The organism is Streptomyces radiopugnans (assembly GCF_900110735.1).
Lineage (GTDB): Bacteria > Actinomycetota > Actinomycetes > Streptomycetales > Streptomycetaceae > Streptomyces > Streptomyces radiopugnans.
The window spans coordinates 133,846-151,753 of sequence record NZ_FOET01000004.1 but is presented as its reverse complement, the minus strand read 5'-3'; the positions used below and the strand labels follow the sequence as shown (position 1 = coordinate 151,753).

At 73.9% G+C, this 17,908-nt stretch carries 22 protein-coding genes; 13 read left to right on the top strand and 9 right to left on the bottom strand.

Annotated elements, in window-relative coordinates:
* The first annotated feature begins 116 nt into the window (after positions 1 to 116).
* Positions 117 to 1,754, top strand: a complete 1,638-nt coding sequence (locus tag BMY40_RS10825) for an FAD-dependent oxidoreductase (RefSeq protein WP_093658094.1) — start codon at positions 117 to 119, stop codon at positions 1,752 to 1,754.
* Between the two features lie 37 nt (positions 1,755 to 1,791).
* Here the strand turns inward: BMY40_RS10825 and BMY40_RS10820 are convergent, their stop codons facing one another.
* Positions 1,792 to 2,208 carry an ATP-binding protein gene (locus tag BMY40_RS10820; protein WP_093658092.1) on the bottom strand — a complete coding sequence of 139 codons (417 nt, stop codon included), beginning with the start codon at positions 2,206 to 2,208 and terminating at the stop codon, positions 1,792 to 1,794.
* Between the two features lie 152 nt (positions 2,209 to 2,360).
* Here BMY40_RS10820 and BMY40_RS10815 point away from each other — a divergent pair, with 152 nt between their 5' ends.
* Both BMY40_RS10815 and BMY40_RS28015 read left to right on the top strand, forming a co-directional pair.
* Positions 2,361 to 3,350 carry a Ppx/GppA family phosphatase gene (locus tag BMY40_RS10815; RefSeq protein ID WP_093658572.1) on the top strand — a complete coding sequence of 330 codons (990 nt, stop codon included), beginning with the start codon at positions 2,361 to 2,363 and terminating at the stop codon, positions 3,348 to 3,350.
* A 133-nt stretch (positions 3,351 to 3,483) separates the two neighbouring features.
* Positions 3,484 to 3,657, top strand: coding sequence for a hypothetical protein (locus BMY40_RS28015; protein WP_093658090.1), 174 nt, complete (start codon positions 3,484 to 3,486; stop codon positions 3,655 to 3,657).
* Between the two features lie 122 nt (positions 3,658 to 3,779).
* Here BMY40_RS28015 and BMY40_RS10805 read toward each other — a convergent pair whose 3' ends face one another.
* On the bottom strand, positions 3,780 to 4,184 hold the full coding sequence (locus BMY40_RS10805; protein WP_093658088.1) for an arsenate reductase ArsC: 405 nt from the start codon (positions 4,182 to 4,184) through the stop codon (positions 3,780 to 3,782).
* A 70-nt stretch (positions 4,185 to 4,254) separates the two neighbouring features.
* Here BMY40_RS10805 and BMY40_RS10800 point away from each other — a divergent pair, with 70 nt between their 5' ends.
* From BMY40_RS10800 to BMY40_RS10780, 5 genes are all read left to right on the top strand, one after another.
* The gene (locus tag BMY40_RS10800; RefSeq protein WP_093658086.1) at positions 4,255 to 4,569 is read left to right on the top strand and encodes an ArsR/SmtB family transcription factor; all 315 of its coding nucleotides are present in this window, start codon (positions 4,255 to 4,257) and stop codon (positions 4,567 to 4,569) included.
* On the top strand, positions 4,566 to 5,669 hold the full coding sequence (gene arsB / locus BMY40_RS10795; protein ID WP_281250760.1) for an ACR3 family arsenite efflux transporter: 1,104 nt from the start codon (positions 4,566 to 4,568) through the stop codon (positions 5,667 to 5,669). The genes BMY40_RS10800 and arsB overlap by 4 nt, the downstream gene beginning before the upstream one ends.
* Positions 5,666 to 6,724 (top strand): ArsO family NAD(P)H-dependent flavin-containing monooxygenase, encoded by a 1,059-nt coding sequence (locus BMY40_RS10790; protein WP_093658085.1) that lies wholly within the window; start codon positions 5,666 to 5,668, stop codon positions 6,722 to 6,724. The genes arsB and BMY40_RS10790 overlap by 4 nt, the downstream gene beginning before the upstream one ends.
* Before the next feature lie 116 nt (positions 6,725 to 6,840).
* A complete protein-coding gene (locus BMY40_RS10785; RefSeq protein ID WP_093658083.1) occupies positions 6,841 to 7,185 on the top strand; it encodes an STAS domain-containing protein in 345 nt (114 codons plus the stop codon).
* A gap of 246 nt (positions 7,186 to 7,431) precedes the next feature.
* Positions 7,432 to 8,076: a hypothetical protein gene (locus BMY40_RS10780; RefSeq protein ID WP_143071763.1), complete on the top strand. Its 645-nt coding sequence runs from the start codon at positions 7,432 to 7,434 to the stop codon at positions 8,074 to 8,076.
* 121 nt (positions 8,077 to 8,197) lie between these two features.
* Here the strand turns inward: BMY40_RS10780 and BMY40_RS10775 are convergent, their stop codons facing one another.
* Both BMY40_RS10775 and BMY40_RS10770 read right to left on the bottom strand, forming a co-directional pair.
* On the bottom strand, positions 8,198 to 9,166 hold the full coding sequence (locus BMY40_RS10775) for a pyridoxal-phosphate dependent enzyme (RefSeq protein WP_093658079.1): 969 nt from the start codon (positions 9,164 to 9,166) through the stop codon (positions 8,198 to 8,200).
* A 131-nt stretch (positions 9,167 to 9,297) separates the two neighbouring features.
* On the bottom strand, positions 9,298 to 9,918 hold the full coding sequence (locus tag BMY40_RS10770; RefSeq protein ID WP_093658077.1) for an L-threonylcarbamoyladenylate synthase: 621 nt from the start codon (positions 9,916 to 9,918) through the stop codon (positions 9,298 to 9,300).
* Between the two features lie 132 nt (positions 9,919 to 10,050).
* Here BMY40_RS10770 and BMY40_RS10765 point away from each other — a divergent pair, with 132 nt between their 5' ends.
* Positions 10,051 to 11,064, top strand: a complete 1,014-nt coding sequence (locus BMY40_RS10765) for an ATP-binding cassette domain-containing protein (RefSeq protein WP_093658075.1) — start codon at positions 10,051 to 10,053, stop codon at positions 11,062 to 11,064.
* Complete coding sequence (locus tag BMY40_RS10760) at positions 11,061 to 11,870, top strand: ABC transporter permease (protein WP_093658073.1); 810 nt, start codon at positions 11,061 to 11,063, stop codon at positions 11,868 to 11,870. Before BMY40_RS10765 ends, BMY40_RS10760 begins: the two co-directional genes overlap by 4 nt.
* A 103-nt stretch (positions 11,871 to 11,973) precedes the next feature.
* On the opposite strand, the gene BMY40_RS28010 is transcribed toward BMY40_RS10760, so the two are convergent.
* From BMY40_RS28010 to BMY40_RS10750, 3 genes are all read right to left on the bottom strand, one after another.
* Positions 11,974 to 12,114: a DUF6126 family protein gene (locus BMY40_RS28010; RefSeq protein WP_177213957.1), complete on the bottom strand. Its 141-nt coding sequence runs from the start codon at positions 12,112 to 12,114 to the stop codon at positions 11,974 to 11,976.
* A complete protein-coding gene (locus BMY40_RS10755) occupies positions 12,104 to 12,775 on the bottom strand; it encodes a helix-turn-helix domain-containing protein (protein ID WP_093658071.1) in 672 nt (223 codons plus the stop codon). Before BMY40_RS10755 ends, BMY40_RS28010 begins: the two co-directional genes overlap by 11 nt.
* 214 nt (positions 12,776 to 12,989) lie before the next feature.
* Positions 12,990 to 13,238, bottom strand: a complete 249-nt coding sequence (locus BMY40_RS10750) for a twin-arginine translocase TatA/TatE family subunit (protein WP_093658069.1) — start codon at positions 13,236 to 13,238, stop codon at positions 12,990 to 12,992.
* Between the two features lie 182 nt (positions 13,239 to 13,420).
* Between BMY40_RS10750 and BMY40_RS10745 the strand changes: the two genes are divergently transcribed.
* The gene (locus tag BMY40_RS10745; RefSeq protein WP_245770001.1) at positions 13,421 to 13,825 is read left to right on the top strand and encodes a BlaI/MecI/CopY family transcriptional regulator; all 405 of its coding nucleotides are present in this window, start codon (positions 13,421 to 13,423) and stop codon (positions 13,823 to 13,825) included.
* 7 nt (positions 13,826 to 13,832) lie between these two features.
* A complete protein-coding gene (locus tag BMY40_RS10740) occupies positions 13,833 to 14,774 on the top strand; it encodes a M56 family metallopeptidase (protein ID WP_093658065.1) in 942 nt (313 codons plus the stop codon).
* Positions 14,775 to 14,870: 96 nt separating this feature from the next.
* Here BMY40_RS10740 and BMY40_RS10735 read toward each other — a convergent pair whose 3' ends face one another.
* Entirely contained in the window at positions 14,871 to 15,869 is a 999-nt protein-coding gene (locus BMY40_RS10735; protein ID WP_093658063.1) for a sporulation protein, read from the bottom strand.
* Between the two features lie 109 nt (positions 15,870 to 15,978).
* A complete protein-coding gene (locus tag BMY40_RS10730; protein WP_093658061.1) occupies positions 15,979 to 16,200 on the bottom strand; it encodes a hypothetical protein in 222 nt (73 codons plus the stop codon).
* A 474-nt stretch (positions 16,201 to 16,674) separates the two neighbouring features.
* On the opposite strand from BMY40_RS10730, the gene BMY40_RS10725 reads away from it, so the two are divergent.
* Complete coding sequence (locus tag BMY40_RS10725; protein WP_093658059.1) at positions 16,675 to 17,709, top strand: sodium:calcium antiporter; 1,035 nt, start codon at positions 16,675 to 16,677, stop codon at positions 17,707 to 17,709.
* The last annotated feature ends 199 nt before the right edge of the window (positions 17,710 to 17,908 follow it).

Below are 17,908 nucleotides of genomic sequence, written 5' to 3'. Positions count from 1 at the left end.
CAAGCAATGATGATCAACCGGGTGAAGTGTGGGCGTCGCCTACCGGACCGGGGCATTGATCTCCAGCCCGGCCGCACAGGCGCGCGCCGGCGGACACGATGAGCTGGAGGAGAGTGATGAGCCGAGAAGCCGACCTCAGGGTCCCGGTCCTCATCGTCGGCGGTTCCCTGACGGGTCTGTCCGCCTCGCTGTTCCTGGGCCGCCTCGGGGTGCGGCACACCCTGGTGGAACGGCACGCGGGAACCTCGATCCACCCGCGCGGACGCGGCAACAACGTACGGACGATGGAGTTGTTCCGGGTCGCGGGCGCCGAACCGGCGATCAGGCGGGCGGCGTCGGTCCTGGCCGGCAACCACGGGATCCTGCAGACGCCCACCCTGGTCGGCGAGGCGGGCGAGTGGCTGTTCCGGGAGATCGACCCGGGCGGCGGGCTGGCCCGGTTCAGCCCCAGCTCATGGTGTCTGTGCAGCCAGAACGACCTGGAGCCGGTCCTGCTGGAGCGCGCCCGGGAACTCGGCGGCGACCTGCGCTTCTCCACCGAGCTGACGTCGTTCGACCCCGACCCGGACGGGGTCACGGCCGTGGTCGTGAACCGGGAGACCGGGGAGCGCACCACGGTCCGCGCCGACTACCTGGTGGCGGCGGACGGCCCGCGCAGCCCGGTGCGCGAAAGCCTCGGCATCGGTCACAGCGGACCCGGCGACCTGTTCCACAACGTCAGTGTCACCTTCCGCTCCCGCCGGCTCGCCGAGGTGGTGGGCGAGCGCCGCTTCATCGTCTGCTACCTGACCACCCCGGGCGCCGACGGGGCCCTGCTGCCGGTCGACAACCGGGAGCGGTGGGTCTTCCACGCCCCCTGGCACCCCGAACGGGGCGAGACGCTCGAGGAGTTCACCGACGAGCGGTGCGCGCAGCACATCCGCCGCGCGGTCGGCGTCGCGGACCTCGACGTGGAGATCACAGGCAGGGCTCCGTGGCACGCGGCGGAACGGGTCGCGCGGCGGTACGCGGCCGGCCGGGTCCTCCTGGCCGGCGACTCGGCCCACGAGATGCCCCCCACGGGCGCGTTCGGCTCCAACACCGGCATCCAGGACGCGCACAACCTGGCCTGGAAGCTGGCCGCCGTACTCGGCGGCTGGGCGGGCCCGGGCCTGCTGGAGACGTACGACACCGAGCGCCGCCCCGTGGCGCGGGCCACCAGCGCACGCGCCTCGGCGCGCTCCGTGGAGCACAGCCACCCCGGCTACGTGCCCGTGCCCGGGGCGGGCGGCGGACGCGCAGGCGGCATCCTCGGCGTGGTCCTGGGCTACCGCTATCCGCGCGGCGCCGTCGTGGGCACCGATCCCGAGGCGCCGCCCGTCCCCCAGGAGCTGCGGCTGACGGGCGAACCGGGCAGCCGGGCGCCCCACATGTGGCTGCGCCGCGCGGGGGAGCGGATCTCCACCCTGGACCTGTACGAGCGCTCCCCGGTCCTCCTGGCCGGAGCCGGCGCGGCGGCCGGATGGCACGAGGCGGCCGGCCGGGTCGCCGAGAAGCTGTCCGTGCCGCTGGTGGCTTACCGGGTCGGCGCCGGGGCGGAAGCCGATCTCGTAGCCGAGGACGGCGCGGACTGGGCGCGGGTCCACGGCACGGAACCCGGCGGCGCGGTGCTGGTGCGCCCCGACGGGTTCGTGGCGTGGCGTTCGGCCGGTCCGGTCCCGGAGCCGGAGGCGGCGCTGCGCCGGGCCGTCTCGGCGGTGCTGGCGCTGGACTGACGGTTCCCGTCCGCGGGGCCCGCAGGGTTCGCGGTACTCACCCGGCGGGCCGCCCGGACGGGCGGAAGCAGGCGGTGACGGTCTTGCCGTCCGTGCAGGGGCGGGCCTCCCACTCGTCGGCCAGGGCGTCGACCAGGAACATGCCGCGTCCCGACGTCCGCTCGGTGCTGGGGGAGCGGGGCGAGGGGAGGTCGGCGGAGGAGTCGTGCACGCTGACGTGCAGGCACCGCTTGTCCCACGTCAGCACCAACTGGGCGGCGCTGTGCGCGTGCACGTGCGCGTTGGTCACCAGCTCCGAGACGGTCAGCAGCACCGCGTCCACCGTCTCCGGGGCGGACTCCGTCCACCCCAGCGACTCCAGATGACCGCGCGCCCACTCCCGTGCGGCCTTCACCCCGCTGGAAACCGGCAGTGACCGCGCCCATCCCACGGCCCGCAGCGACGACTCGCACACGACGGCCCACCTCCCTGTTCACAGCCGGACTTCTACCCCCGGTGGGCCGGTGCAATGGCGCGGCCCCGCGGCACCGGCGGGAGATGGCCGGTCTGTGCCCGTGCCCGGGAGGCGATGGCATGCCGCGCGGCGCCGGGGGGCACGAGCCCTCCATGCGTTTGGCGGTTGTGGACGTGGGATCCAAGACGGTGCGGCTGGTGGTGGCCGACTGCGGCGGTGACATACCGCTGCCGGTGCACACGGCGAAGCGGCGCCTGAGGCTGGCCGAGTACGTGGAGCCGGACGGACGGCTCGGCGAGCGGGCGGTGGACGCCGTGGTGGCCGCGGTCGCCGAGGTGAGGGAGGAGTCCGCCCGCTGGGGGGTGGAGCAGCCCTTCGCCTTCGCCACCGCGGTCATCCGGGACGCGCCCAACCGCCACCAGGTCCTGGAGGCCGTACACAGCGGGACAGGGGTGCCCCTGTACGTCATGTCGGGTGTGACGGAAGGGGAGTTGTCGTTCCTGGCGGCCCGGCAGTGGATGGGCTGGCAGGCCGGCCCGATGGTGCTGCTGGACATCGGCGGCGGCTCGCTGGAGGTGGCCTTCGGCCGGGACAGGACGCCCGGCTTCGTGGCCTCGCTTCCGCTGGGCGCGGGGCGGATGACGCGCGAGTACTTCGGGGAGGCGGACCCTCCGCCGGCCGGCGCGATCAGGGAGCTGAGACGCCGTGTACGCCACGAACTGCGGGACGTGGCCGTCCGGATCCACTGGGAGCGCCCCCGTACCGCCGTGGCCGTCTCGCGCACCTTCCAGCAACTGGCCCGGCTGTGCGGGGCCCCTCCCGGGAAGCTGGGACCCTTCGTCACGCGCCGCATCGAGCGCGGGGACCTCAAGGCGGCCGTGGAGCGGCTGGCCTCCCTGCCCGCGGCCGCCCGCGCGGAACTGCCCGGCATCTCCGCCGCCCGCGCCCGGCAGTCCCTGGCCGGAGCCGTGATAGCGCACACGGCCATGCGGTGCATGGAGATCGAGACCGTCACGCTCTCCCCGTGGGGGCTGCGCGAGGGGGTGATGCTCAGGCAGATCCGGGAGCAGGCCCCGCTGTGGCACGAGGCCTCGGCGGACATGCGCCGCAGGGACCCGTCCGGCGCGGTGCCGGCGCCCTGACCCGGCCCCGCACGACCGCCGCGGCCCGGCGTACGGACGGTCAGGGGCGTTGCGGGCGGGGAAGGCCGGAGGTCCGGTGTCCGGCCGGTTCCACGGGGCAGACGGTTGACACCACACGGACAAGGGAGGCCTCATGCTCGGCATAGTGGCGGCGGTGCTGTTCTTCCTCGCATTCCTGGTCAACGTCGCGGAGTTGGCGACGAACGAACTCTTCTCGTCGACCAACCTCATGCTCCTGGGACTGGGCTCGCTGGCTCTCCACGTGGCGGGGATCGGCGGCGGACGATCCTTCCGCCGGAACCGCTGACGCGGGCACGGCCGTACCGGCGGCGCCGGCGGCGTGCGCCGCCGCGCTCCCGGCGGACGCGTGGACCGAGGGCCGGTACCTCCCGCGGGGGTACCGGCCCTCGGCCGTGGACCGCGGCGGCCTCAGAGCGCGTCGATCTCGGCGATCAGGGACTCGATCCGGGTGCGGATCTCGTCTCGGATGGGGCGCACGGCCTCCACGCCCTGCCCGGCCGGGTCCTCCAGCTTCCAGTCCAGGTACTTCTTGCCGGGGAAGACCGGGCAGGTGTCGCCGCAGCCCATGGTGATGACGTAGTCGGACGCCCGGACGGCCTCGACGGTCAGCACCTTGGGCACCTCGGCCGACATGTCGATGCCGGCCTCCCGCATGGCCTCGACCGCGGCCGGGTTGACCTCGTCGGCCGGTGCGGACCCGGCGGAGCGGACCTCGATCCGGTCGCCTGCCAGGTGAGTCAGCCAGGCGGCGGCCATCTGGGAGCGGCCGGCGTTGTGGACGCAGACGAACAGCACGGACGGCTTGTCGGGCATGAGGGGTCTCTCTTCGACTCGTCGGGGGACCGGGTGGCATCACCCCCGGCTGATGTGACAGTATCAGTCCATGCTGACGTCAGTCGATACTGACCTGATCCGGGTGCTCGCCGATCCGCTCAGGATGCGCATCGTGACCCTGCTGGCCACCGAGACCCTCTGCACCACCCACCTGGTCGCCGAGACCGGGGCCAAGCAGACCAACCTCTCCAACCACCTGCGCGTCCTGCGCGAGGCCGGGGTCGTGGAGACCGAACCGTGCGGCCGGTACACCTACTACCGGCTGCGCCCGGACGTCATCGAGCACCTGGGCCGCTCCTTCACGGAGCTGGCCCGCACCGCCCGCACCACCCGCGCCGCCGAGACGAGAAGGGCCTGCCCGTGACCACCGCCGAAGAGACCACCAGACCGGCCGGCCCTCCCGAAGGCGGCGGCATCGTCGCCCGCCTCTCCACCCTGGACCGGTTCCTGGCGGTGTGGATCCTGCTCGCCATGGCCGTCGGCCTGGGCCTGGGACGGCTGATCCCCGGCCTGAACGGCATCCTGAGCAAGGTCGAGGTGGGCGGCATCTCGCTGCCCATCGCCCTGGGCCTGCTGATCATGATGTACCCGGTGCTGGCCAAGGTCCGCTACGACCGGCTCGACGCCGTCACCGGCGACCGCAGGCTCATGGCCTCCTCCCTGGTGATCAACTGGATCGTCGGCCCGGCCGTGATGTTCGCCCTGGCCTGGATCTTCCTGCCCGACCTGCCCGAGTACCGCACCGGACTGATCATCGTCGGGCTCGCCCGCTGCATCGCCATGGTCATCATCTGGAACGACCTGGCCTGCGGCGACCGCGAGGCCGCCGCCGTCCTGGTCGCGCTGAACTCCGTCTTCCAGGTCCTGGCCTTCGGCCTGCTCGGCTGGTTCTACCTCGATCTGCTGCCCGGCTGGCTCGGCCTGGGCGACGGAGCGGCCCTGGACATCTCCATGTGGGAGATCGCCGCCAACGTCGTCATCTTCCTCGGCATCCCGCTGGCCGCCGGCTACCTCACCCGCCGCCTGGGCGAGCGGAAGATGGGCCGCACGGCCTACGAGCAGAAGTTCCTGCCGCGCATCGGCCCCTGGGCGCTGTACGGGCTGCTGTTCACCATCGTCGTCCTCTTCGCCCTCCAGGGGAAGACGATCACCTCCCAGCCGTGGGACGTCGCCCGCATCGCCCTGCCGCTGCTGGTGTACTTCGCCCTGATGTGGTTCGGCACCTTCGCCCTGGGCAAGGCCATCGGCCTGGCCTACGACCGCACCGCCACCCTGGCGTTCACCGCCGCGGGCAACAACTTCGAACTGGCCATCGCGGTCGCCATCGCCACCTTCGGCGTCACCTCCGGCCAGGCCCTGTCCGGCGTCGTCGGCCCGCTGATCGAGGTCCCGGTCCTCGTCGCGCTGGTCTACGTCTCCCTCGCCTGGCGCAGGAAGTTCACCGCGGCACAGCCGGGGTCATGACGCGGCGCACGGACGTGGTGGTGGTCGGCGGCGGCCAGGCCGGGCTCGCCGCCGGCTACCACCTGCGCCGCCAGGGCCTGGACTTCACCATCCTCGACGCCCAGGACGCGCCGGGCGGCGCCTGGCGCCGCATGTGGGAATCCCTGCGCCTGTTCTCCCCGGCCGCCCACTCCTCGCTGCCCGGATGGCCCATGCCCGCGCAGCCCGGCGAGACCTACCCGGACGCCGCCCACGTCGTCGGCTACCTCGCCGACTACGAGAAGCGCTACGACCTGCCCGTACGGCGCCCGGTCCGCGTCCACGGCGTGCACCGCGACGAGGAGCGGCTGCGTGTGGAGACCGACTCCGGCGCCTGGTCGGCGCGGGCCGTGGTCTCGGCCACCGGTACCTGGTGGCGTCCCTTCCTCCCGGCCGTCCCCGGGCGGGAAGTGTTCCGGGGCGGGCAACCGCACACCACCGGCTACCGGAACCCCGGACAGTTCGCCGGCCGGCGCGTCGTCGTGGTCGGGGGCGGCAACTCCGGCGCGCAGATCGCCGCCGATCTCGCACTGGCCGACGTGGACTTGACGTGGGTGACGGCTCGTCCGCCGAGGTTCCTGCCCGACCACATCGACGGCCGCGCCCTGTTCGATGTGGCCACCGCCCGCCGCCGGGCCCTGGAGGCGGGGCTCGACGACACCGGCGGAGTGGCCTCGCTCGGCGACATCGTCGCCGTGCCGCCCGTGCGCGAGGCCAGGGACGCCGGTCTGCTCAAGGCGTCGCCGATGTTCGCCCGCCTCACCGCCGACGGTGTCGCCTGGGCCGACGGCACGACCGCCGGTGCGGACGCCGTCATCTGGTGCACCGGCTTCCGCCCCGCCCTGTCCCACCTCGCACCGCTGCGGCTGCGCACCGCCCGCGGCCACATCCGCACCGAGGGCACCCGGGCCCTGGACGAGGCGCGCCTGCACCTGCTCGGCTACGGCGACTGGACCGGGCCCGCCTCCGCCACCCTCATCGGCACCGGCCGCCCCGCCCGCGACGCCGCTGCCGAGATCGCCGCTCTGGTCCGGTGATGCGCGCCCCGGCCGACGCCGCGCGGCCGGGAGCGGCGGGAAGTGGTGAGAGGCTGGAGGGAGAGGAAGAAAACGAGCGCGCAACCACCGCCGGCCGACACACGGAGGAGGTCGCCGTGGCATCCGAGCCGCAACCCACCGCACGGGCACGCCGTCCGACCTTGTCGATCACCGAGGCGGGGCGCCGCCGCGCCGTACTCGCCTTCTCCGGCCGGCTGGACGCCGGAGCACTCGGCGAGCTGGAGGAGCGGCTCGTGGACCCGCGGCTGCTCGACGCCCAGGAGGTGGTGCTGGAGATGGGCGACCTCGACCACATCGACCTGGCATGCGCCTACGCCCTGATCCGCGCGGCCACCGGACGGCCGCAGAGCGCCGCGCTGACCGTCCGCGGAGCCGACCGGACCGTCCGGCGGACCCTGCACGCCGTCGGCCTGGACGCGGTCGCGGTGATCGAGGAGTGACGGCGGGTGCCCGTCCGGAGGCATCCGGCACCCGGCACCGGCGCCCCGGCGAGGACGCGCGCGGGGAGCCGAGGCGGACGAGGCGGACGGAGCGAGCGAGGCCGGCCCCTTCTCCCTCGTGTCCCCCGTGTTTCCCCTCGTGCTCTCCCCTCGTGCGGGCGGGGCCGCCGATCTTTACGGGGCGGCGGGCCGGACGCTACCGTCGGCCTCGCCGTTGTCCCCCGAGGCCGCCCGCTGGAGTCCCTCATGCGCCGAACCGTGCTCGCAGCGGTTCTGATGTCCTTATCCCTGCCCCTCACCGGGTGCGGTGTGGGCGGTGAGCCGGCCCCGTCGGCCGCCCCCGACCCCTCCGCCTCGGCAACCTCGCGCCCCTCCGGAGCGCCGTCCGCCGGGCCGTCGGCGGTACCGACCGGGGAGACCTTCGCCTGGCCGGACGGGCTGGAGGCGACGGCGGCGGTACTGGGACGGCTGCGTCCGGCGGACCGTACGGACGTCCGGAGCGGCACGGTGGACGGGAAGCGGCTGGCAGGGGCCCGCGAGAAGCTGCTGGGCCGCGACAGCGAGCCGCTGGGGCTGCGCGTGAGGCTCACCAACAACGGCGACGCCCCCCTCGACCTTGACGCCGTGGAGGTCCAGTGGGTGGGGACCGAGGTCGGCGGCATGGCCCAGAAGGCCGCCGACGACGGCGGATTCGAGGGCGAACTGGCGCCCGGCGAGAGCGCGACGGAACTGAGCGCCTGGGCCGTGCCCGACCTCGTGGCCGTCGGCTACCAGGTGCTCGTGTGGCCCGAGGGGGCCAGGAACGGCGCGGCCGGGCAGTTCTCCGGCGTCGTGCCGGGCGCCTCCCTGCGCCCGCCGGAGGGCGGGGACCACGACCACTCGGGCCACTAGGTCCGCCGGGCCCCGCCGTACGCCGTACACCGGCCGTCGGCTGCCGGCGGGGACGGTGACGGCGTACGGCCGGACCGGAAGGCGGCGGGGCTGTGGTCGGTGGTCCGTGTCCGCGGGCGGATCAGCCGCCCAGGAGTTCGGCGAAGCGCTGCGCACCGATGTTGCCACCGGAGAGGATGACGCCGATGCGGGACGGCAGGGGGTCCGGAAGCCCGGCGAGCACGGCCGCCAGGGCGGCGGCGCCGCTGGGCTCGACGACCGTTTTCAGCCGTTCGAAGGCCAGCCGCATCGCCTCGCGGATCCCGTCGTCGCCGACCAGGACGATCTCGTCGACCAGTCGGCGGTTGACGGAGAAGGTCAGCTCCCCGGGCGTCTCCGCGGCCAGACCGTCGGCGACGGTGCGCGGCACGGGGATCGAGACGCGCCCGCCCGCCTCCAGCGACCGCCTGGTGTCGTCCCCGGCCTCCGGCTCGACTCCGATCACCCGGATCCCGGGCAGCAGGCCCTTGGCGGCCGTGGCGCTGCCGGCGATCAGCCCGCCGCCGCCGACCGGGGCCACCAGGGCGTCGAGCTCGCCCGCCTCCTCAATCAGCTCCAGGGCGGCGGTGCCCTGGCCGGCCATGATGTGCGGATGCTCGTAGGGCGGGATCAGCGTCAGCCCGCGCTCGGCCGCCAGTGCCCCGCCGAGGGCGACCCGGTCGCCGGTGTAGCGGTCGTAGGTGAGGATCTCCGCGCCGTACCCGGCGGTGGCCTCCAGCTTGGAGCGCGGGGTGTCCTCGGGCATCAGGATCACCGCGGCGGTGCCCAGCTCCCGCGCGGCCAGGGCGACGGCCTGTGCGTGGTTGCCCGAGGAGTAGGTGGCGATGCCGCGGGCCAGCTGCTCGGGCGACAGGCGCGAGGCCGCGTTGTAGGCGCCGCGGAACTTGAAGGCCCCGGCACGCTGGAGGTTCTCGCACTTGAGGAGGACCTCGGCGCCGACGAGGGAGTCCAGGGTGCGCGAGCGCAGTACGGGGGTGCGGTGGACGGCGCCCTCGATCTGCGCGGCGGCGTCGCGGACGTCCTCCAGCGTGACCGGAGGTGTGCTCGTCATGTCGGTGCTCCATGAGGTGTCGGGTGTGTGCCGGGCCGTCGCCGGACGCGGCGGAACCGGCCCCGGCCCGGGCGGGACGTCTACGGGGGGGGACGGCCCCGGCGGACGCGGGTGCGCGGCCGCCGGCGCGGCTACTCGAACCGCGAGGTGTCGCCCGCTCCCCGGCGTACGATCTCCGCCTCGCCCCCCGAGAAGTCGATGACCGTGGTCGGCTCGGTGCCGCAGTCGCCCGAGTCCAGCACGGCGTCGACCACGTGGTCGAGCCGCTCCTTGATCTCCCAGCCCTGCGTCAGTGGTTCGTCCTCGCCGGGCAGGAGCAGGGTGCTGGACAGCAGGGGTTCGCCGAGTTCGTCCAGCAGGGCCCGGGTGACGACGTGGTCGGGGATCCGGACCCCGACCGTCTTCTTCTTCGGGTGCATGAGCTGGCGCGGCACCTCCTTCGTCGCGGGAAGGATGAAGGTGTAGCTGCCGGGCGTCGCCGCCTTGACCGCGCGGAACACGTCGTTGTCGATGCGCACGAACTGGCTCATCTGCGCGAAGTCCCGGCACACCAGGGTGAAGTGGTGCCGGTCGTCGAGGTTCCTGATCGACCTGATCCGGGCGATGCCGTCACGGTTGCCCAGCCGGCACCCCAGCGCGAAGCAGGAGTCCGTGGGATACGCGATGAGCGCGCCGGAGCGGATGTCCTCCACCACGGTGCCGATGGTGCGCTGCTGGGGGTTGTCGGGGTGCACGTCGAAATACCTCGCCATCCAGCCGACCCTACGCGATCAGGCCACCGCGGCGAATGTCAGTGGCGTGCGTCACAGTTGTCCATAGGGTCGTTCCGGGCCGGGGCCGGAGGCGGCACCCGAGCGCGACCTCGGTTCGAGGAGGCGAGTCCCATGGCACGCGCGTACGCGATCCAGGCGGAGGGTCTGGCCAAACGCTTCAAGGACACCCTGGCGCTGGACGGCGTGGACCTGGCGGCCCGCACCGGGACGGTGCTGGGGCTGCTCGGGCCGAACGGGGCGGGCAAGACCACCGCCGTGCGGATCTTCGCCACCCTGCTCCAGCCGGACGCGGGACGGGCCGAGGTCGCCGGCCACGACGTGGTGCGGGAGGCGGGGGTCGTGCGCTCCCTGGTCGGCCTGACCGGCCAGTACGCGGCGGTCGACGAGAACCTCACCGGCACGGAGAACCTGCTGCTGATCGGACGGCTGCTGGGGACACCGAGGCGTGAGGCGAAGGCGCGGGCGGCCGAACTGCTGGAGCGCTTCGGGCTGACGGACGCCTCGGGGCGCGCGGTGAAGACGTTCTCGGGAGGCATGAGGCGCAGGCTGGACCTGGCGGCGAGCCTGGTGGGCCGGCCCAGCATCCTCTTCCTGGACGAGCCGACGACCGGGCTCGACCCGCGCAGCCGGGGGGAGCTGTGGGACATGCTGCGCGGCCTGGTCGCCGAGGGCGTGACCGCGCTGCTGACCACGCAGTACCTGAACGAGGCGGATCTGCTGGCCGACCGGATCGTGGTGATGGACAAGGGCCGGATCATCGCCGAGGGCACGTCCGACGAGCTGAAGTCGCAGGTGGGCGGGCAGGTGCTCCAGGTGCGGCCGGTGCGGGAGCGCGACCTGGCGGCCGCGCACTCCCTGGTGGCGCGGGCGGCCGGGCCGCAGACCAGGATCGAGGGGGACGCGGTCACGGCACCGGTCGGCGGACCGGAGCTGATGCCCGCGGTGGTCCGCGGTCTGGACGGAGCCGGTATCGCGGTCGGCGAGCTGACGCTGCGCCGCTCGTCGCTGGACGAGGTCTTCCTGGCGCTGACCGGCCACCGTGCCGGGCCGGCCGGAGGACGGCGGGAGGCGGCGAAGGCGTGGAGCGGCGAGCGGGACGAGGAGAGGACGGTGAGCGCGTCATGACCGCCACGGCAGCCCAGGCCCCCGTCACGGCCGGCGGCCGGGTACGCCCGGGCGCGGGACTGCGCCAGACCGCCACCATGGCGTGGCGGAGTCTCGTCGCGATCAAGCACAACCCGCTGGAGCTCGTCGACTACAGCATCACACCGATCATGTTCGTCTTCCTCTTCACCTATGTGCTCGGCGGCCAGATGGCCGGGTCGCCCGATGTCTACCTGACGTACGCGCTGCCGGGGATCATCGTCCAGAACACCCTGTTCATGACCACCTACACGGCGCTGGCCCTCAACACCGACCTCACCAAAGGCGTCTTCGACCGGCTGCGCAGCCTGCCGATAGCCCGTTCCGCCCCGCTGATCGGCCGGATCACCGCCGACCTGGCCAAGCACGTGTGGGCGATGCTCCTGATGATCGGCCTGGGCCTGGCGCTCGGCTTCCGCGTCACCGGCGGCTTCGGCGGCTTCCTGGCTGGCGCGCTGCTGCTCGTGGTCTTCGCGGCGGCGGTCTCCTGGGCCGCGGTGCTGATCGGCATGCTGGCGGGCGACGCGGAGAAGGTCCAGGCGTTCGGCTTCACCCTGATCTTCCCCATCACCTTCACCAGCAGCGCCTTCGTCGTCGTCGACACCATGCCCGGCTGGCTCCAGGCCTGGGCGGACGTCAATCCGGTCACCCATCTGTCGGACGCGTACCGCGGTCTGCTGCTGGGCGGTGAGGTGGGCCGGCCGCTGCTGTGGTCGCTGGTCTGGGCGGCTGGGATAGCGGCGGTCTTCTATCCGCTGGCGATGAGGGCGTACCGGGCGAAGGCCTGAGGAGGCGGGCCGGGCCCGCCCTTCCCGCCCGGCGCCGGTGCACGGCCGTCCTCGGCCGTGCACCGGCGCCGCGGGGACAGGGCGGGGGAGGGGACGGGAGGGGCTACTCGCCCCCGAGCGTGAACAGCAGGTAGAGGAAGAACGCGAAGAGGTGGCCCGCGACTATGTAGGCGAACAGACGGAGGACGAGCCCGCGGGGGAAGCGGCCGTCGCCGCGCTCGACGCCGGTGTCTTCACTCGGCATGGACGTCACCTTCCGGAGGCCGCGATGGGTCGGCGTGCCGCTGGGCACCTTGCCGGAGCGGCCGGTCCCCGCCGCCCAGGCACAGATCGCCGATGTGGCTCTGCAGCAGTGTGTGGACGAAGAGCAGGTCGGCCCCCTCCGGGGGGACGGCGGTGATCCGGTGGGGGGTCAGGCTGTCGTAGTGGGCCGAGTCGCCGGGACCGAGGACGTGCTCGCCCCCTCCCAGGACGAGGCGGAGGCGGCCGGTGAGGACGTACAGCCACTCCTCGCCGGCGTGGGTCCGGACCAGATCGTTCTGGGCGTCCGGGGGGATGCGCACGCGCAGCGCCTGCATGGCCCGCCGTGACCCGCCCGCCTGCCGGTAGACCCAGCCGCCGGCCTCGACCGGTTCCACCTGCCCGGCACGGACGACCGGGTCCCTGTCGGGGGGCGCCTCGCCAAGCAGGTCCGCGACCGTGGTCCCGTAGGTCCGGGCGAGGGCCAGGAGAAGCGGCAGCGACGGCTGGCGCTGCCCGGTCTCCAGGCGGGACAGGTGCGCGGGGGACAGGTCGAGCCGCTCGGCGGCGGCTTCCAGGGTGAGACCGCCCCGTCTGCGCAGAGCGCGCAGACGGGGCGCGACACCGGGCAGGTCCATGCCCGTGCCGGGAGTTCTTTGGCCCATGCACTCATTGAGCCACGGTTATGCCTGCGGGGCAAGTTTGTTGCCTGGGAGGCAAGCCCGAATGGGGAGGAAACTCGCTTTCCGTTCTGATCCCAGCGCGAAGGCGCGGATCACGCCACCCCGCGGCCCCGGGTAGCCGCACGGATCGACGCGGAACCGTACGCGGTCGCCCTGTCGCGTTCCGGCCCCCTCCCTCGCCGTGCCGGTCTGCCCCTCAGTGCGGCGCGTCGGGTCCGGAGGCGGTTCCGGGGTGGGAGGGCGCCGCTCCACCGCCGTCGGCCCTGATGGCGCGCGCTTCCGGAGCGGGCCGCCCGGAGGTGCGCTCGGACCTCATCGCTTTGGCCTCGCTCTTGAGGATGCGGGCGGACTGGCCCGCGGAGCGGGCCAGTCCGGGGAGTTTCTTGGCGCCGAGGACGACGACGGCGACGATGATGAGGATGGCGATCTCGCTGATCCCGAACATCCGTTGCTTCCTTTCCGGAGGCGGGGCGGGGTCCGCGTCCCGGTGGGGAGCGGCCGGCGGAGGACATTATGAATCTACATCAATGTAGAAGACCCGCGAGTGCCGATCCGGCCACCGCTCGCCTACGATGTACGGCCGGCCCTGCCGGGGTGACGGGGGCACGGCTGGAAGGAGACGGCAGGGTGGACCAGGAGAAGGCCGGGCAGTCCCGGCGGCCCCGTGCGCGCAGGCGCGGCCAGGGCGAGTTGGAGGTGCAGGTGCTGTCGGCGCTGCGCCAGGCGCCGGGGCCGGTGGACACCGCCTGGGTGCGCGAGCGGCTCGGCGGTGATCTGGCGTACACCACCGTGATCACCATCCTGACCCGGCTGCTGGCCAAGGGCGCGGTCGTACGGGAGAAGGCGGGACGCTCCTTCGTGTGGTCGCCGACGGCGGACGAGGCGGGGCTGGCGGCGCTGCGCATGCGGCGGGTGCTGGACGGGGAGAGTGACCGTCAGGCGGTGCTGGCGAGTTTCGTGACCTCGTTGCCGCCGGGGGACGAGCGGCTGCTGCGGGAGCTGCTGGAGCGGGCCGAAGAGCCGGGGGAATGAGGCGGTCGTGGGGGTCTTCGTCTTCCTGCCGCTGGTGTTGCCGCTGACGGCCTGGCCGATCGCGCGCCTGGCCGAGCAGCACCTGCACCCGCGCACCGCCACGGTGCTGCTGTCGGCGGCGGCCGGGGTGCTGGCGGTGTGCAGCACGGTGTGCCTGGCGCTGCTGATGGTGGTGGGCACCGCGCAGCTGCCGGGCAACCCGCTGCCGGACGGCTGGTCGGATCCGGAGGTGCGCGAGGCGGTCCCGTACGACGAGGTGGCGGGCCGGGCGGCCATCCCCGCACTGCTGGCGGTCGTCGTGGCCTGCGCGCGGACGCTGTGGGTGCACCGCCGGGTGCGGCGCCGGGCGGTGCGGGCGCTGGAGGGCGCGCGCGGCCGCTCGGTGGCGGTACTGCCCGACGGTGAGCCGTACGCGTACGCGCTGCCCGCAGGCCGGGGCCGGCGGGGCCGGGTGGTGGTGTCCACGGCGATGCTGTCGTGCCTGGAGGGCGGGGAGCGGCGGGCGCTGTTCGCGCACGAGCGTGCGCATCTGACGGGCCGGCACCACCGGTTCCTGCTGGCGGTGCACCTGGCCGCGCGGGCGAACCCCTTCCTGCGGCCGCTGCGCACGGCGGTGTCCTACACGGCGGAGCGGTGGGCGGACGAGGAGGCGGCGGACGCGGTCGGCAGCCGACGGGCGGTGGCGCGGGCGGTGGGCAAGGCCGCGCTGGTCTCCCGCGGCAGCCCCCCGGGTACGGTACCGGCCCACTTCGCCGCGGCCGGGCCGGTACCGCGACGGGTGGCGGCGCTGCTGGAACCGGCCCCGGCGGTGCGCAGCTGGCCGCCGGTGTTCACCACGGCGGGGCTGGCGGCCTGGACGGCCGCGGCGGGAACGACCGTCTCGGCGCTGTCGTCGGCGAACTCCGCCGTCACCCTGTTCCTCGTGCTGAAGGCGGCCACCCCGCTGTAGGGCCCGGGTACGGCGGCTTCGCCGACACCGCCAGCCCCGCGCCGCGGGGAGGAGTCCGGGCCGCGCAACCGCGGCCCGGACCGGGAGCGCGGGGGGTCAGCCCTCGTCCTCGCCGCCCTCGTCCTCGCCCTCGAAGGCGTCGCCGATCTCGTCGACGACCTCGGCCGCGACCATTCCGCCGGCGACGCCGACCGCGAGTCCGGCCGCGCCCGCCGCGACGGCGGTGCCCATGCCGGGGCCGGAGCGGTGGCCGTCATGGTGCTCACCGTGGCCGTGGCCGTGGCCATAGGGGTCGGCAGGACCGTACCCGCCGTGCGCGGAGTGCGCCCCGCGGTGCTCGACGAGCTGCCGGACCCAGCCGTCGACCTCGGCGCTCCAGTCGCGGACGTCCCGGTGGCCGACGGTGAAGCGGGTGAGGGCGTCATGCCCCCCGCCGAACAGGCCGCCGCGCTTGTCGGCCTCCAGCACCACCTCCATGCCGCCGGGGTGGGCCAGGAAGGTCACCTCGATCTCGGTCACCGCGTGCGCGTACTGCGGAGCGGGGGTGAGTTCGATCTCCTGGTAGAAGGGCAGGGTCTGGCCGGTGCCGTGGATGCGGCCGTACTCCAGGTCGGCGGATCTGAAACCGAACCCCAGCTGCCCGAAGGCCTCCAGGATCGCTTCCTGCGCGGGCAGCGGGCCGACGGTCAGCGGATCGAGGTCGCCCTTGTCCTTCGCGCCGGCCACGGCCAGTTCGGTGCGCACTCCCAGGACGACGCCCAGGGGCTGGCCGTACAGTTCGGTGACCGGGGTCTCCCACGGCAGCGTCACGGCGAACGGGACGGTGCGCTCCTCGCCCTCGGCCAGGCGGAAGCCGCCGGCGACGGTGAAGCGCTCGAAGACGATCCCGCCCTCGGACTCGCCCTCCCCGTGCTCGACCTCGACGCGGGCGATCAGTTCCAGGGTGATGTGCTCGATGTCGAAGTCGGCGCTGCCGCCCTTGAGATGGACCTGCCCGGACAGAGGACCGCCCGGCAGGGCCGCGCCCTGTTCCAGGACCGTGTCCACCGTGGGCCCGCCCACGCCGAGCGAGCCGAGCAGCCGTTTGAACACCATCGCGGCGTTCTCCTTTGCGTGTGCGTGTGCCTGTGCGGGTGAAGGCGCGTGGCGCCGCGGCGGGGGAGCGGGGGCTGCGCCGTACGCGGCGCCACGCGGTCTTCGGTGGTTACTTGGCGGTGGTGTCCAGCGCGGCCAGGGCCTGGGCCCAGCGGACGTACTTCAACCCGGCCAGGTCGGCCACGGTCTTCACGCCGAACGCCTGGTCCAGCAGCTCGCCGTCGCGGTCGGAGACACCCTTCAGGGCGGAGACGGGAGCCTGGAGTATCTCCGGCAGGGCCCTGTCCGCCCACGCCTTGTCCAGCACCTTGTCCAGGTCGATCGAAGCCACGTACGCCCTCCCAGGCTGACGGTGTGTGAGTGAGGTGCGGGAGCGGACCGCGGTGCGGGCGGAGCGCGCGCCACCGGGCGCGGGGCGCCGTGCCCCCGGCCGGAACCACACCGGCCGGCCCGCGCGTTGACCGACCGCCCCGTCGATCCGCTCCCATGGGCCATGACCCGCCGCGCAGCGCCCTCCCGCGGGATGCGCGGGCAGCGGGAAACGCATATGACCCCCTCGGGTTTTCTACATGACTGTAGAAGGATAGGGGGTGCCGGCCCCTGCTCGGGGCGCGCTGAGGCGACCGGAACGGGAAAGGCCGAAAACGGCCCCTGAACGGGCGTCATCCCGGCCTCCCCTCCACCCGGTGCCGCACATCGGGCCGGGTGCCGCCGCGCACCGATCGCCGCGGTTGTGCCTGTTCGCGGGAGCCGGGGCGGGGCATGCGGCAGAGGACCCCCGACGCGCGTGATGAGGAGAGCGGAGATGCCCGCAGTCTGGACCGGACCGTGGCCCCTGGGCTGGAGCATCGCGATCTTCCTGATCGCCGCGGCCGTCACCGCGGTGTGCAGCGTCCGGCTCGCGGCACTGGGCGACGCCCTCGCCGACCGGACGGGCTGGGGCGAGGCGCTGTTCGGCGCGGTCTTCTTCGGACTGATCACCTCCCTGTCGGGCATCGTGATGACGGCGGTCAGCGCGGCCGGCGGCCAGCCCGCCCTGGCGTACGGCAACGCGGTGGGCGGCATCGCCGCCCAGACCCTGGCGGTCGTGGTCGCCGACGCCTCCTACCGGCGGGTCAACCTCGAACACGCCGCGGCGTCCCTGCCCAACGTGCTGTTCGGCTGCCTGCTCATAGCACTGCTCGGACTGTCGCTGATGGCCTCCTTCGGCCCTGAGGCCACCCTGCTGGGGGTGCACCCGGCCTCGCTTGTGCTGGCCGCCTTCTACTGGGGCGGGATCCGGCTGATCCGCGACCAGGAGGAGCCGATGTGGCGGGCGGTCCGCACCCGCGAGACCGTCCTCGACACACCCGAGGAGGAGCGCTTCGCCGGGCGGGGCGGCCGCGGCCTGTGGGGGGAGTTCCTCGCGGTCGCGGCCCTGGTCGCGCTGGGCGGCTGGGCGGTGGCGCGGGCGGCCGGGAGCCTGCTGGAGGCGACCGGGCTGAACGCGGGCTTCGTCGGAGCGGTCCTGATGGGCGGGGTCAACGCGTTGCCGGAGGCGGTGACGGCGGTCGCCGCGGTGCGGCGCGGGGCGGTGACCCTGGCGGTGGCGGCCATCGTGGGCGGCAACTGCCTGGACGTGCTCAACCTCGCCATCGGCGACCTCTTCTTCCGCGGCGGCTCCCTCTACCACGCGGCCGGCTCCGACCAGCTCTTCCTCACCGGTGCCGCCCTGCTGATGACCACCGTGCTGCTGGGCGGCATGCTGGTGCGGCAGAAGCGCGGCTGGCTGCGGCTCGGGTTCGACGGCATCGTGCTGCTCGCCGTCTACCTGGGCAGCGTGACCGTCCTCGCCTTCTGACCGGGGCGTCCTCTCCCGGACGGAGCCGAGCGCCCACGCGGTCCCCGGGGGCCCGCGGCCCGGGCCCCGGCCGACTCGGCACGGGGCGGCGCGCCGGCGTATTGGACCGCGTGGCGGCGGAAGGCGAGAGTGGTCCCGTCACCCATGACCGTGCACCGGGGCGGGCCGTACCGCCCCGTCCCACCACGCGCCCCGCGTA

Coding starts and splice junctions, on each gene's coding strand:
- BMY40_RS10725 (WP_093658059.1), top strand. CDS start 16,675: ATGCCCGCAGTCTGGACCGGACCGTGGCCCCTGGGCTGGAGCATCGCG.
- BMY40_RS10735 (WP_093658063.1), bottom strand. CDS start 15,869: ATGGTGTTCAAACGGCTGCTCGGCTCGCTCGGCGTGGGCGGGCCCACG.
- BMY40_RS10755 (WP_093658071.1), bottom strand. CDS start 12,775: ATGGGCCAAAGAACTCCCGGCACGGGCATGGACCTGCCCGGTGTCGCG.
- BMY40_RS10750 (WP_093658069.1), bottom strand. CDS start 13,238: ATGTTCGGGATCAGCGAGATCGCCATCCTCATCATCGTCGCCGTCGTC.
- BMY40_RS10775 (WP_093658079.1), bottom strand. CDS start 9,166: ATGACGAGCACACCTCCGGTCACGCTGGAGGACGTCCGCGACGCCGCC.
- BMY40_RS10770 (WP_093658077.1), bottom strand. CDS start 9,918: ATGGCGAGGTATTTCGACGTGCACCCCGACAACCCCCAGCAGCGCACC.
- BMY40_RS10825 (WP_093658094.1), top strand. CDS start 117: ATGAGCCGAGAAGCCGACCTCAGGGTCCCGGTCCTCATCGTCGGCGGT.
- BMY40_RS10760 (WP_093658073.1), top strand. CDS start 11,061: ATGACCGCCACGGCAGCCCAGGCCCCCGTCACGGCCGGCGGCCGGGTA.
- BMY40_RS10780 (WP_143071763.1), top strand. CDS start 7,432: ATGCGCCGAACCGTGCTCGCAGCGGTTCTGATGTCCTTATCCCTGCCC.
- BMY40_RS10790 (WP_093658085.1), top strand. CDS start 5,666: ATGACGCGGCGCACGGACGTGGTGGTGGTCGGCGGCGGCCAGGCCGGG.
- BMY40_RS10765 (WP_093658075.1), top strand. CDS start 10,051: ATGGCACGCGCGTACGCGATCCAGGCGGAGGGTCTGGCCAAACGCTTC.
- BMY40_RS28015 (WP_093658090.1), top strand. CDS start 3,484: ATGCTCGGCATAGTGGCGGCGGTGCTGTTCTTCCTCGCATTCCTGGTC.
- BMY40_RS28010 (WP_177213957.1), bottom strand. CDS start 12,114: ATGCCGAGTGAAGACACCGGCGTCGAGCGCGGCGACGGCCGCTTCCCC.
- BMY40_RS10800 (WP_093658086.1), top strand. CDS start 4,255: ATGCTGACGTCAGTCGATACTGACCTGATCCGGGTGCTCGCCGATCCG.
- BMY40_RS10815 (WP_093658572.1), top strand. CDS start 2,361: ATGCGTTTGGCGGTTGTGGACGTGGGATCCAAGACGGTGCGGCTGGTG.
- BMY40_RS10805 (WP_093658088.1), bottom strand. CDS start 4,184: ATGCCCGACAAGCCGTCCGTGCTGTTCGTCTGCGTCCACAACGCCGGC.